Source organism: Saccharothrix syringae (assembly GCF_009498035.1).
In the GTDB taxonomy this organism is placed as follows: domain Bacteria; phylum Actinomycetota; class Actinomycetes; order Mycobacteriales; family Pseudonocardiaceae; genus Actinosynnema; species Actinosynnema syringae.
Window position 1 is genome coordinate 5,552,046 of the sequence record NZ_CP034550.1, and the last position, 13,014, is coordinate 5,565,059.

Annotated in this window: 9 protein-coding genes and 1 pseudogene; 7 read left to right on the forward strand and 3 right to left on the reverse strand. The window is 74.9% G+C overall.

Features of this window, described 5'->3' with window-relative positions:
- Positions 1 to 15 precede the first annotated feature (15 nt).
- Together EKG83_RS24115 and EKG83_RS24120 are read left to right on the forward strand one after the other, a co-directional pair.
- Positions 16 to 2,553 (forward strand): bifunctional lysylphosphatidylglycerol flippase/synthetase MprF, encoded by a 2,538-nt coding sequence (locus EKG83_RS24115; protein WP_033431167.1) that lies wholly within the window; start codon positions 16 to 18, stop codon positions 2,551 to 2,553.
- Positions 2,554 to 2,698: 145 nt separating this feature from the next.
- Positions 2,699 to 4,105 (forward strand): alpha/beta hydrolase, encoded by a 1,407-nt coding sequence (locus EKG83_RS24120; protein ID WP_211269094.1) that lies wholly within the window; start codon positions 2,699 to 2,701, stop codon positions 4,103 to 4,105.
- A gap of 112 nt (positions 4,106 to 4,217) precedes the next feature.
- On the opposite strand, the gene EKG83_RS24125 is transcribed toward EKG83_RS24120, so the two are convergent.
- The 3 genes from EKG83_RS24125 to EKG83_RS24135 form a co-directional block, all read right to left on the reverse strand.
- Positions 4,218 to 5,762 (reverse strand): alpha-amylase family protein, encoded by a 1,545-nt coding sequence (locus tag EKG83_RS24125; protein WP_033431168.1) that lies wholly within the window; start codon positions 5,760 to 5,762, stop codon positions 4,218 to 4,220.
- On the reverse strand, positions 5,759 to 6,718 hold the full coding sequence (locus tag EKG83_RS24130) for a TIGR03885 family FMN-dependent LLM class oxidoreductase (protein WP_033431169.1): 960 nt from the start codon (positions 6,716 to 6,718) through the stop codon (positions 5,759 to 5,761). Before EKG83_RS24130 ends, EKG83_RS24125 begins: the two co-directional genes overlap by 4 nt.
- A 120-nt stretch (positions 6,719 to 6,838) precedes the next feature.
- Positions 6,839 to 7,321 (reverse strand): FxsA family protein, encoded by a 483-nt coding sequence (locus EKG83_RS24135; RefSeq protein ID WP_051765789.1) that lies wholly within the window; start codon positions 7,319 to 7,321, stop codon positions 6,839 to 6,841.
- Between the two features lie 108 nt (positions 7,322 to 7,429).
- Between EKG83_RS24135 and EKG83_RS24140 the strand changes: the two genes are divergently transcribed.
- From EKG83_RS24140 to EKG83_RS24160, 5 genes and pseudogenes are all read left to right on the forward strand, one after another.
- Positions 7,430 to 8,812, forward strand: coding sequence for a KamA family radical SAM protein (locus tag EKG83_RS24140; RefSeq protein ID WP_033431170.1), 1,383 nt, complete (start codon positions 7,430 to 7,432; stop codon positions 8,810 to 8,812).
- A gap of 218 nt (positions 8,813 to 9,030) precedes the next feature.
- Positions 9,031 to 10,239 (forward strand): cytochrome P450, encoded by a 1,209-nt coding sequence (locus tag EKG83_RS24145; protein ID WP_033431171.1) that lies wholly within the window; start codon positions 9,031 to 9,033, stop codon positions 10,237 to 10,239.
- Positions 10,240 to 10,309: 70 nt separating this feature from the next.
- A complete protein-coding gene (locus tag EKG83_RS24150) occupies positions 10,310 to 11,167 on the forward strand; it encodes a carbohydrate kinase family protein (protein WP_033431210.1) in 858 nt (285 codons plus the stop codon).
- A gap of 193 nt (positions 11,168 to 11,360) precedes the next feature.
- Positions 11,361 to 11,738: pseudogene (locus EKG83_RS24155) on the forward strand (LacI family DNA-binding transcriptional regulator); the annotation flags it as partial.
- A gap of 134 nt (positions 11,739 to 11,872) precedes the next feature.
- Entirely contained in the window at positions 11,873 to 12,859 is a 987-nt protein-coding gene (locus EKG83_RS24160; protein WP_033431173.1) for a winged helix DNA-binding domain-containing protein, read from the forward strand.
- Positions 12,860 to 13,014 lie beyond the last annotated feature (155 nt).

Below are 13,014 nucleotides of genomic sequence, written 5' to 3' on the forward strand. Positions count from 1 at the left end.
GGGAGGCGTGGACCGATGATCGACGAGGTCGGGGGAACCGGCGGACCGGAGGCACCCGCGCGGGGCGGCCGGGCGCGGCGCGCGCTGGCGGCGGCACCGGTGACCGCCGCCGCGGTGGCGCTGCCGTGGGCACTGGCCCTGGCCACCCGCTCGCTGCCCGCCGGCCCGCCGCCGGAGGTGCGGCGGGCGGTCGCGGTCGGCGTGCCCGCGCTGGCCGACGGGCGCTGGTGGACACCGCTGACCGCGGGCCTGTGGGCACCCGGCTGGGGCGGCTACGCGCTCGCCGCGCTGGTGGCGCTGGCGGCCCTGCCCGTGGTCGAGCGGCGCCTGGGCTCCGCGCGCACGGCGGTGCTGCTGGTGGTCGTGCAGGTGCTCGGGTCGCTGGCCGGGGTGGGCCTGGTCGCGGCGCTGGCCGGCGTGGACCGGGAGTGGATGGGCGCCCTGGCCGGGCAGACCGCGCTGGGCCCGGTCGGCGCGGTGGTCGGCGTGGTGCTGGCCGGGTCCGGGCACCTGGGGCCGCGCTGGCGCCGCAGGCTGCGGCTGCTGCTGGTCGCGGGCCTGGTGGTGGCGGCGCTGTACTCGGGGCGGCTGGCGGACCTGCTGGCGCTGGGCACCGGGCTGGTGGGCCTGGCCCTGTCGGCGGTGCCCTCCGCGCTGCCGGCGGGCGGGCACCGCGCCGGCCGCCACGCGCCCTCCGCGGCCGAGGCGCGGGCCCTGGTGGCGCTGGTGGTCGCGGTGGGCGCGGTCGGACCGGTGGTCGCCGCGCTGACCCGCACGCCCGTGGGCCCGCTGTCGGTGCTGCAGGCCCTGTTCCTGCCCGCTCCCCCCGACGCCGACACCGTGCGGGCGCTGTGCGCGGCCGGCGACGACCCGCTGGGGTGCCGCCGGCTGCAGGCCCGGCTGCGGGTCTCCGGCCTGGGCCCGGCGGTGCTCACGGTCGTGCCGGTGCTGCTGTCGCTGGCCGCCGCCGAGGGGCTGCGGCGCGGCCGGCGGGCCGCGTGGTGCTCGGCGCTGGTGCTGCACCTGCTGCTGTTCGGCTGGGGCGTGCTGCTGGCCGTCGCGGTGGTGCGCACCCCGCGCGAGGAACGGGTCTTCTTCGCCGGCACCCACCTCTGGCAGCACCACCACGGCCACCCCCTGGCCGCGGTGCTGCTGCCGCCCGCGGTGCCGCTGCTGGTCGCGGCCCTGCTGGTGGCCACCCGCTCCCGCTTCGGCATCGGCGACCCGCGCACCCGGCGCGCCGCGGCCAGGGTGGGCCTGGCGCTGGCGGCGGCCTCGGCGGTGTGGCTGGTGGGCGGGTGGGCCGCCCGCGGCGGGTTCGACCGGGCCGCCGGGTGGGGCGACCTGCTCGCCGAGCTGCCCCAGCGGTTCGTGCCGCCGGGCTACCTGGTGGAGATCCCGCCGGCGCTGCTGCCCGCCACCGGCACCACCACCCTGCTGTTCGAGTGGACCGGGGCGCTGTTCTGGCTGTTCACCACCGCGGTGCTGCTGCGCCTGGTCACCACCGACCCCGGCGCGCGGCAGGCCGGCGAGCGCGAGCGGGTCGAGGCGCTGCTGCGCCGCGACCCCCGGTCGAACCTGGCGTGGATGGTGCTGTGGCCCGGCCACCGGTACTGGTTCACCCCCGACGGCGGCACCGCCGTGGCCTACCGGGTCGTCGGGTCGGTCGCGCTGACCACCGGCGGCCCCTTCGGCGAACCCGGCACCGACACCGCCGCGGTCGCCCGGTTCACCCGGTTCTGCCGCGACAGCGGGTGGGTGCCCTGCTTCTACGCCGTCACCGAACCGGTGCGCCTGGCCTGCGCCGAAGCCGGGTACGCCTCCGTGCAGGTGGCCGAGGAGACCGTGCTCGACCTGCCGGACCTGGCGTTCAACGGCCGCCGCTGGCAGGACGTGCGCACCGCCCTCAACCACGCCGCCAGGGCCGGCATCACCGCCGAGTGGCACCGGCTGGCCACCGCCCCGCGCGGCCTGGTCGACCAGGTGCGCGCCATCTCCGAGGAGTGGATCGCCGACAAGGGCGTGCCGGAGATGGGGTTCACCCTGGGCGGCCTGGCCGAACTGGCCGACCCCGGCACCCGGCTGCTGCTGGCCGTCGACGCCGACCGCACCGTGCACGGGGTCACCAGCTGGCTGCCCGTGCACCGCGACGGGCAGGTGGTCGGCTGGACCCTGGACTTCATGCGGCGGCGCACCGACGGGTTCCGCGGCGTGGTGGAGTTCCTGATCGCCTCCGCCGCCCGCGCCTGCCGCGACGAGGGCGCGCTGGTGCTCAGCCTGTCCGGCGCGCCCCTGGCCCGGCACGACCGCGGCGGGCCCGCCACCCCGCTGCAACGCCTGCTCGACTACCTGGCCACCACCCTGGAACCGGTCTACGGGTTCCGCTCGCTGCTGGCGTTCAAGGCCAAGTTCCAGCCGCGCTACCTGCCCCTGCACCTGGCCTACCCGGAGACCGCGGCGCTGCCGGCCATCGCGCAGGCCCTGACCCGGGCCTACCTGCCGGGCGCCTCGGTGCGCCAGTTCGCCGCGCTGACCAGGCGGCTGCTCGGCTGAAGCGCCCCGCCGCGGGAGAACCCCGCACGGCACCGGCCGGACGAGCGCCACCCGCGACGCGCGGGTGCGTGGAGGCGTGGAGGCGTGGAGGCGTGGAGGCGGGGCGTTGCTGCGCGGCGGGACGCCGGGGCGCAGAATCCGGGACGTGCTGGACTGGGCGCCGTCGGGCTGGGTGCTGCCGAACCCGCCGCCGCTGACGTGGCCGCCGCCGGGCCGGTCGCTGCCGGGCCGGTCGCCGTTGGACTGGTCGCTGCTGGACTGGTCGCTGCTGGCGGGGTCCCGGCCGATGGTGGCCGCGGTGGCGGCGGGCGCGGTCGCGCTGGCCGCGCTGCTGGCCGGCCGGGGCGGGCCGTGGTGGCTGCGGCGGGTGCCGGTGGCCGCGGCCGTCGCCGTCGTGCCGGTCGCGGTCGCCGTGCCGGTGCTGCGCCGGTGGGGCCCGGTGCGCGACCCCCTGCCGCCGGTGGTGCCGCTGTGCGCGGCCGTGGCGCTGCTGGCCCTGGCGCTGGCCGCGACCCGGCTGCTCGCGCGCCCCCGCCGCGCCCGGCGCCTGGCGTGGGTGCCCGCGGCGGTCGTGGTCGTCCTGGCCTGCGCGGAACTGGTCAACGCCCACTACGGCCAGTACCCCACCGTCCGCGCCGCGCTGGGGCTGCCCTCGTGGACGCAGACCACCCTGGACCAGGTGCTGCCACCCGGCCAGCCCGTGGCCGCCACCGCCGGGGACACCCCGCTGGACAGCACCTGGAACCCCCCGAAGAACCTGCCCGCCACCGGCGTGGTGGCCCCGGTGACCATCCCCGGCCGCGTCTCGCGGTTCCCCGCCCGCCCCGGCTGGGTGTGGCTGCCGCCCGCCTACCGGGTCTCACCACGACCGCTGCTGCCGGTGCTGGTGCTGGTCAACGGCCAGCCCGGCAACCCCCGCGACTGGCTCGACGGCGGCCTGCTCGCCCGCCGCATGGACCGCTACGCCGCCGCCCACCGCGGCCTGGCCCCGGTGGTCGTCGTGCCCGACGACCTCGGCGGCACCCTGGACAACCCCATGTGCCTGGACTCGCACCTGGGCAACGCCCGCACCTACCTCGCCCGCGACGTCCCCGACTGGGTGACCGCCACCCTCCAGGTCGACCCCGCGCCGCGGGCGTGGGCCTTCGGCGGGTTCTCCCACGGCGGCACCTGCGCGGTGCAGATGGCCGTGACCGCGCCCGAGCGCTACCCGACGTTCCTGGCGATCTCCGGGGAGGACGAGCCGCGCCGGGGCAGCCGCGAGCAGAGCGTGGCCGACGCCTTCGGCGGCGACACCGCCGCGTTCACCGCGGTCAACCCCCGCGACGTCATGGCCGCCCGCCGCTTCCCCGGCACCGCCGGGCACTTCGTCGTCGGCGCCGACGACGAGGAGTTCCGCGCCCAGGGCGAGCGGATGTACGCCGCGGCGCGCGGGGCGGGCATGGACGTGGCGCTGTCGGTGCTGCCCGGAGGGCACGGGTGGGAGGTGTGGGGGCCGGGGCTGGAGCAGCAGTTGCCCTGGCTGGGCACCCGCCTGGGGATCACCTCCTGACCCCAGCGGACCACACCCTCCTGCGGACTCTGGCCCGCGTCGACCTCGCCCCGGCCCCCAGCCGCGAGCCGATCCCGACCGGCCCGCACCACGTCCGCCCGGCACCCCCGCCTCAGTCGCCGCCCCGCCGGAACCAGCGGCAGCCGTAGGGGCCCAGCTCGATGCGCGCCTTGCCCTTCTTCACCGGCACCGTGCCGTCGACCAGCAGGTCGGTCAGGTCGCCGTCCAGATCGCCGACCTCCACCACCGCGTCGTGGTCGCCCAGGTTGTGCACGGCCAGCACCGTGCCGCCGTCGACGTCGCAGCGGTGCGCCAGCACCGACGGTTCGGCGGTGTCGATCACCCGCACGGTGCCCCACGCCAGCTCCGGGCACTCGCGGTAGCGCTCGACCAGCAGCCGCACCCACGACAGCAGCGAGTCGGGGTCGCGGCGCTGCTCGGCCGCGGCGTCCCACCACATCGGGGTGCGCACGGCCTCCCGCCCCTCCAGGGACAGGTCCTCGGTCATGCCCACCTCCTCGCCGTAGAACAGCACCGGGGTGCCGGGCAGGGAGAACAGCAGGCTGTAGACCATCTTGACCCGCTCGATGTCGCCGCCCAGCATCGAGGGCAGGCGGCGGCGCAGGCCGCGGCCGTAGAGCTGCATGTCCTTGTCCGGGCCGAAAGCGGCGAAGACCTCCTGCCGCTCGGGCTCGGTGAGCTTGTCCAGGGTCAGCTCGTCGTGGTTGCGCACGAACGTGGCCCAGTGGCAGTCGCGCGGCGGCTGCGGCCGCTCCTTGAGCACGTGGGTCAGCGGGCTGGCCTCCTGCCGCGCCAGCGACAGGTACATCTGCTGCATGCCGATGAAGTCGAAGCACATGTGCAGCTCGTCGCCCACGCCGTCGGCGCCGCCGAAGAACCTCATCGCCTCGGTGTAGGGCAGGTTGACCTCGCCCAGCAGCACCGCCTCACCGTTGCGGCGCGACAGGAACGCCCGCAGGTCGGCCAGGTAGTCGTGCGGGTCGGGCAGCGCCTCGACCGGCGCCTCCAGCAGGAACGGCACCGCGTCCACCCGGAACCCCGACAGGCCCAGCTCCATCCAGAAGCCCATCACCCGGGCGATCTCGTCGCGCACCGCCGGGTTGGCCACGTTCAGGTCGGGCTGGTGCCGGTAGAAGCGGTGCAGGTAGTACTTGCCCGCCTTGCGGTCGTAGGTCCACAGCGACTTCTCCTTGTCGGGGAAGACCACGCCCTGGTCGGCGTCCGGCGGCTTCTCCTCGGCCCACACGTACCAGTCGTGCCGCGGCGAGTCCGGGTCGCGGGCCTCCTGGAACCACGGGTGCTGGTCGGAGGTGTGGTTGACCACCAGGTCGGCGATCACCCGCATGCCCCGGTCGCGGGCGGTGCGCACGAACTCCACGAAGTCGCCCAGCGTGCCCAGGCGCGGGTCGACGTTGTAGAAGTCGGTGATGTCGTAGCCGTCGTCGCGGTCGGGGGTGGGGAAGAACGGCATCAGCCACAGGCAGGTCACGCCCAGCCGGTGCAGGTGGTCGATCTTCTGGATCAGGCCCCGGAAGTCGCCGTAGCCGTCGCCGTCGGAGTCGTGGAAGGTCTCCACGTCCAGGCAGTAGACCACCGCGTTCTTCCACCACAGGTCGGCGGTGCTGGTCAGCTTCACCCCCGCACCTCCGGCAGCACGCGCTCGCCGAACACGTCGAGGAACCGCTGCTGCTCCTGCCCCACGTGGTGCAGGTAGATCTCGTCGAAGCCCAGGTCGGCGTACTCGCGCAGGACCTTGGCGTGCCGCGCGGGGTCGGCGGAGATGTTGACCACCCGCGCGACCTGCTCGACGGTGACGTGCTCGGAGACGATGTCGAAGGTCTCGGCCAGGTCCAGGTCCCAGCACACCGGCGGGGCGAACACGTTGCTGCGCCACTGCTCGTGCGCGATCGCCGCGGCCTCCTCGTCGGTCTCGGCCCAGCTCAGGTGCACCTGCAGGTGCAGCTTGCCGCGACCGCCCGCGTCCCGGTAGGCGTCGTGGACCCGGCGCAGCTGCTCGACCGGGGCGTTGACGGTGATCAGGCCGTCGGCCCACTCGGCGCACCAGCGCGCGGTCTGCTCGCTGACCGCCGCACCGATCAGCAGCGGCGGTTCCTCGGGCCGGGTCCACACCCTGGCCCGGTCGACGGTCACCAGCCCCCGGTGGGTGACCTCCTCGCCGCGCAGCAGCGCGCGGATCACCTCCACGCACTCGCGCAGCCGCGCGTTGCGGGTGGCCTTGTCCGGCCACACCTCGCCGGTGACGTGCTCGTTGCTGGCCTCACCGCTGCCCAGCGCCGCCCAGAACCGGCCCGGGTACATCGCGCCCAGCGTCGCGATGGCCTGGGCGATGATCGCCGGGTGGTAGCGCTGGCCCGGGGCGTTGACCACGCCGAAGGGCAGGCTCGTGGACTGCAGCGCCGCACCCAGCCACGACCACGCGAACGCCGACTGCCCCTGCCTGCTGCTCCACGGCGAGAAGTGGTCCGAGGACATCGCCGCGTCGAACCCGACCTGCTCGGCCCGCTGGACGGCGGCCAGGAGCGCGCTGGGGTGGACCTGCTCGTGCGAGGCATGCACACCGATGACCGTCATGCCGCTTCACATACCCAACGCCCGGTTCGGCGACACCCGGGCGGCGTACCGCAGGCGGAGCAGGTCGCGGGTTCGAACCGACGCCCTCGGCCTCCCCGCCGGGCAGACCGCGCGCCGCCGCTAAGGCAGCTCGGGCCGCGCGGGACCGGTCGCCGGGGTCCGCGGCGCCAGGTCCACCACGTCACCCTCGACCACCACACCACCGGCCATCGGGTCGCGCCCGTGCCGCAGGTTGAGCAGCAGCGCCCGCTCCCGCTCCTCCGCCCGCCGCGCCATGCGCCTGCTCACCAGCCGCCGCGTGGGCGGGAACAGCAGGAACAGCCCCACCAGGTCGCTGAGGAAGCCCGGCACCAGGATCAGCAGCCCCGCGGCCGCGATCAGCACGCCGTCGGCCACCTCCTGGTGCGGCGCGCGCCGCGTCCGCACCGCCTCGGAGAACGCCCCGAGCGCCCGCGTGCCCTCGCGCCGCAGCAGCACCAGGCCCACCACACCGCCCAGCACCAGCAGGCCCAGCGTCGGCAGCACGCCCCAGGCGCCGAACGCCGCCACCACCGCCGCCCACTCCACCAGCAGCCCGACCACCACCACCGCGAACACCCGCATACCCCTCCCAACGCACAACGCCCCCGAAACGCTCCCCGGCGGAATATTTACGCCGATCTGGCCATCTGGCAGCATATCTTCACGCCACACGACCAGCAGGGAGCATGGATGACTGCGCTGCACGAGGTCGCCACCACGCCGGCCACACCCCAGCCCTACACCTACGCCCGCCGCGAACTGGTCGAACCCGACTGGCGCCGCTTCCCCGGCTGGCGCCACGTCACCACCACCCAGTGGCGCGACGCCCAGTGGCAACGCGCCCACTGCGTCAAGAACCCCGCCCAGCTGCGCGCCGTCGCCGGCGACCTGCTCGCCGACCGCTTCTACGACGACCTCGCCGCCGACCAGCAGCACCTGGCCACCATGTCCATGCTGGTCCCGCCCCAGATGCTCAACACCATGGCGCCCCACGCCCCCCTCGACCCCGACGGCTTCACCACCGCCTTCCTGGCCGACCCGATCCGGCGCTACATGCTCCCGGTCCACTCCGACCGCGACCCCCACTGGCCCAGCCACCCCCACTCCACCCGCGACTCCCTCCACGAGGCCGAGATGTGGGTCGTCGAGGGCCTGACCCACCGCTACCCCACCAAGGTCCTCGCCGAACTCGTCTCCACCTGCCCCCAGTACTGCGGCCACTGCACCCGCATGGACCTCGTCGGCAACTCCACCCCCCAGGTCGCCAAGCACAAGCTCGCCCTCAAACCCGCCGACCGCCAGGACCGCATGATCGACTACCTCAAGCGCACCCCCGGCGTGCGCGACGTCGTGGTCTCCGGCGGCGACGTCGCCAACGTCCCCTGGCCGCAACTGGAGAACTTCCTCATGCGGCTGCTCGACATCGACACCGTCCGCGACGTCCGCCTGGCCACCAAGGCCCTCGCGGGCCTGCCCCAGCACTGGCTCCAGCCCAAGGTCGTCGAAGGGCTCGAACGCGTCGCCCGCACCGCCGCCCGCCGCGGCGTCAACCTCGCCATCCACACCCACGTCAACCACGCCCAGTCGGTCACCCCGCTGGTCGCCGAAGCCGCCCGCACCGCGCTGGAGGTCGGCGTCCGCGACGTGCGCAACCAGGGCGTGCTCATGCGGGGCGTCAACGCCACCCCCGAGGACCTGCTCGACCTCTGCTTCGCCCTCCAGGGCGAGGCCAACGTGCTGCCCTACTACTTCTACATGTGCGACATGATCCCCAACGCCGAGCACTGGCGCGTCGCCGTCTGGGAGGCCCAGGCCCTCCAGCACGCCATCATGGGCTACCTGCCCGGCTACGCCACCCCCCGCATCGTCTGCGACGTCCCCTACGTCGGCAAGCGGTGGGTCCACCAGCTCCACGACTACGACCGCGAGCTGGGCATCTCCTACTGGACCAAGAACTACCGCACCGGCATCGAGCTCGACGACGCCGAGGCCCTCGACCGCCGCCACCCCTACTACGACCCCATCTCCACCCTCGGCGACACCGGCCGCGCCTGGTGGTCCCGCCAGGGCTGACCCCGGGGTCCTCCGCGGCGGGGTGACCGCGGAGGACCGGGCGGGGTGCCGAGGAAGGTCGGGTGGGGTGCCGCGGAAGGCCGCGCCCGGCGCCGCGACCGTTGTCGATCTTAAGTCGACACTGAAATTATCAACACCAGTACATGAGAGTCTTTCGGCTACGCCATTGAGCTGGTCCGCCTGGTGCGGTCTCGGGCGGAATGGCCAGACTGGCGGGCATGACCGACTCCCTCGCGTTACCGGCCCAGGACCTGTTCTCCCCCGAGGCGGTGGCCGACCCCGACGCCCTGCTGCGCCGCATCAGCGCCGAGGCCCCGATCAGCGCCGTCCCCCAGCTCGACGCCTACCTGCTGACCCGGCACGCCGACATCGTCGCGGCGCTGAAGGACCGCACCATGGTCCCGGCCAACATGGCGCAGATGCTGTCGCTGTTCACCGCCGAGGAGCAGGAGGAGCTGCGCCCGCTGCGCCTGTCCATGGAGCTGTGGATGGGGCACACCAACGAGACCGACCACGTGCGGTTCCAGCAGCTGCTCAAGCGCTACTTCACCCCCGCCACCGTCAACGGCCTGCGCCCGCGGGTGCGCGAGCTGACCGACGAGCTGCTCGACGCCGTGGCCGACCGCGGCCGCATGGACGTGGTCACCGACCTCGCCTACCCCCTGCCCGCCAACGTCATCGCCGAGATGCTGGGCATGCCCACCACCGAGCGCGAGCGGCTGCGGGCGTGGTCGCGCGACATCCTGGCGATCTTCCAGCTCGCCGACGTCGACCGGCTGCGGCGCTCGCAGCGCAGCGTGCTGGAGATGCAGGACTACGTGCGCGGCCTGGTCCGGCAGCGCCGCGACGACCCGCGCGACGACCTGATCAGCATGTTCGTCGCCGCCGAGCGCGACGGGCAGGTCACCGAGGACGAGATCGTCGCCAACTGCGTGCTGCTGCTGTTCGCCGGCCACGAGACCACCGCGGGCCTGATCACCAACGGCCTGGTGCTGCTGTTCGACCACCCCGACGAGTTCGCCCGCCTCAAGGCCGACCCGTCGCTGACCCCCGGCGCGGTCGAGGAGATGCTGCGCTGCGCGGGCCCGGCGAGCACCATCGTGCGGCAGAGCACCGCCCCGGTCCGCCTGGGCGGCCACGAGCTGCCCGCCGGCAAGCGGTTCTACCTGGCCATGTCGGCGGGCAACCGGGACCCCGAGGTCTTCGACGACCCCGACCGGTTCGACATCACCCGCAAGCCCAACCGGCACACCGCCTTCGGCCTGGGCGCGTTCTACTGCCTGGGCGCCGCCCTGGCCCGCATGGAGGCCGACGAGTGCTTCCGCGTCCTGCTGGCCCGCTGCCCCGACCTGCGCCTGGAGTCGGTCAGCTCGGTGCCCGCCCCGCCGCTGAGCCTGCGCGTGGAGTCCCTGGAAGTTTCCTTCTAGCAAACTTTTTCAGGGGACGGTGGTGGCGACCCCCTGGCCGGTCCCGACCACCACCGCCCACAATGGACCGGTGCACAACCCCAGGGTGTTCGTGGCGGGCCCGGTCTCGTGGAACCGGCTGGTCCGACTGGACCGGCTCCCCGAGGCCCGGCCCCACACCACCTTCGCCACCGGCCACCGCACCACCGTCGGCGGCACCTCCGCCGGAAAAGCGCTCAACCTGGCCTCCCTGGGCGCCCGGGTCACCCTGCGCACCGCGGTCGGCGACGACGAGCCCGGACGGGCGGTGCTCGCCGCCCTGGCCGACGCCGGCGTCGAGGTCGTCGCCGAGACCGCCGAGGGCGCCACCGAGCAGCACCTCAACCTCATGGACCCCCACGGCGGCCGCGTCTCCATCTACCTCTCCGTGCCCGACCTCCGGGCACCCCGGCACGACGACCGGGCCCTGGAAGCCCTGGCCGGGGCCGACGTGGCCGTGATCGACCTCGCCGAGCACGCCCGCCCGCTGCTGGCCGCCGCCCGCGAGGCCGGCGTCCCGGTCTGGTGCGACCTGCACGACTACGACGGCACCGCCGAGTTCCACCGCGACTTCCTGCACGCCGCCGACCGCCTCTTCCTCAACGACGACGGCTTCCCCGACCACGACGCGCTGCTGGCGTTCCTGCGCTCGACCGGCAAACCCGCCGTGGCCACGCTGGGGGCGGCCGGGGCGCTCGCCGTCGAGGACGGGCGGGTCCACCGCGTGCCCGCCGCACCGATCGACCGAATCGTCGACACCAACGGCGCGGGCGACGCCTTCTTCTCCGGCTTCCTGGTCGCCCACCTGGGCGGCGCCGACGTGCCCGGGGCGATGGCGGCGGGGGCCGAGCAGGCGGCGAAGTGCCTGGCCTCCCCCGACCTGGCGCCCGCGGCCGCGCCCGGGGCCTGATCCGGCAGCCACCACCAGGAAGACCCGGTCCGACGGCGACACCGTGCCCGGGAAAGCCTGTCGGGCCTCGACCGGGCACCGGCGCGGCCACCGGGTCGACGCCCCGCCCCGCCGGTCGCCTGTCAAGACTTGCTGAAAGTCCTTGCAAAGGTTTTCATCCGTTGCGCGTGTGGCCGCAGTGGAGAGGACGGACATGGAGAGCGCCCCCGCCCGCCTGAGCGACATCGCCGCGCAGGCCGGGGTCAGCGAGGCGACGGTCAGCCGGGTCTTCAACGGCAAGTCGGGCGTCCCGACCGCCGCCCGCCAGGCCCTCGTGGCGGCCGTGGACCCGCTCGGGTACGAGCGCCCGCCACGGCTGCGGCAGCGCAGCGCCGGGCTCATCGGCTGCACGCCGCTGCTGTGCACGCAGACGCCCGCCGACTCCACCGCGGACTCCACCGCGGACACCGAGCGCGTCTCCGCGCCCTTCATGCCCACCGACGACCGGACGGCCGTGCGGTTGGCCGTCTCGCACCTGGTGGAGCCGGGGCGCGAGCGGATCGGGCCGGCCGTCGGACCCCGGTGGTTCGTGCAGCCGGTCGAGGCCATGGGGCAGGCCGCCGTGCACGCCCTGCCGGAGGAGATCGGCGGCACCCCCGCGCCGCACGCCGAGTTCGTGTTCATGCCGGAACTGGTGGTGCGCGGCTCGACGGGCGCGGGGCCGCGGTGACCGCCGGACGGGCGCGGGCGCTGCGCATGCGGGCGCAACGCCTGACCAGCCCCGCCCGCGACGTGGCCGGGCTGCTGCACGACGTGGTGGCGGTGCAGGCGCAGGACCTGACCGCGGCCGGGTTGGCCGTCCGGGCGCGCACGACCGGGCTGGCGCCCGCGGACCTGCGGGGCGCGCTGGACCGGGGCGAGGTCGTGCGCACCTGCGCGATGCGCGGCGCGGTGCACCTGGTGCGCCGGGAGGACGCGGGCTGGCTGGTGGCGCTGCTCGGTCCGGTCAACACCGCGCGCGGGCGGGCGCGCCGGCTGGAGCTGGGGCTCACCGACGAGCTGTGCGCGCGGGCGCTGCCCGCGCTGCGCGAGGTGCTGACCGGACCGCTGAACCGGGCCCAGGTCGTCGACCGGCTCGCCGAGGTCGGGGTGCCGCTCGACCCGACCACGCCCGCACCCGCCCACCTGCTGGCCTACGCCGCCAACCAGGGCGTGGTCTGCGCGGGCGCCTCGACCTACCGGCTGCTGCCCGAGCCGGCGCAGCCGGGGCACGGCGTGCCCGAGCTGGTCCGCCGCTACCTGCGCGCCTACGGCCCCGCCACGGTCGACGACCTCGCCGCGTGGAGCGGGCTGCCCGCCGACCTGCTCCACGCCGGGTTCCCCGCCGACGAGCTGGTGGAAGGCGAGCACGGTTGGCGGCTGCCCGCCGACGACGCGCCCGAACCCGAACCCGACGCGCCCGAGACGGTGCGGCTGCTCGGCCCGTTCGACACGTTCCTGCTCGGCTACCGCGACCGGGACCTGCTGCTCGACCCCGCGCACGCGCCGCTGGTGCAGCCCCCGGGCGGGGTGCCGGTGCCGCACGTGGTGGTCGACGGGCGGGTGCACGGCACCTGGCGGCGGCGGGAGGGGCGGGTGGTGGTCGAGCAGTTCGGCCACATCCCGGTCCCCCAGCTCGACGTCGAGGTCGAGTCGGTGCTCGCCTGGAGCTGAGAGCCCGGGTCGGAGCCAGCGGGCGGGGAGGGGGCGCGCCCGTCACACGTCGTTGCGCAACGACGTGCAACTGTTTGCACACCGACACCGAAGACGATCGGTCGCAAACCGTTCTACGTGCGCTTATTGGGGTCGTTTCTTGCAATCATTTGCAA

Excerpts from the sequence above, each read along its gene's own strand:
- EKG83_RS24145 (WP_033431171.1), top strand. The coding sequence starts at position 9,031 with ATGACCGACTCCCTCGCGTTACCGGCCCAGGACCTGTTCTCCCCCGAG.
- EKG83_RS24135 (WP_051765789.1), bottom strand. The coding sequence starts at position 7,321 with ATGCGGGTGTTCGCGGTGGTGGTGGTCGGGCTGCTGGTGGAGTGGGCG.
- EKG83_RS24130 (WP_033431169.1), bottom strand. The coding sequence starts at position 6,718 with ATGACGGTCATCGGTGTGCATGCCTCGCACGAGCAGGTCCACCCCAGC.
- EKG83_RS24115 (WP_033431167.1), top strand. The coding sequence starts at position 16 with ATGATCGACGAGGTCGGGGGAACCGGCGGACCGGAGGCACCCGCGCGG.
- EKG83_RS24140 (WP_033431170.1), top strand. The coding sequence starts at position 7,430 with ATGACTGCGCTGCACGAGGTCGCCACCACGCCGGCCACACCCCAGCCC.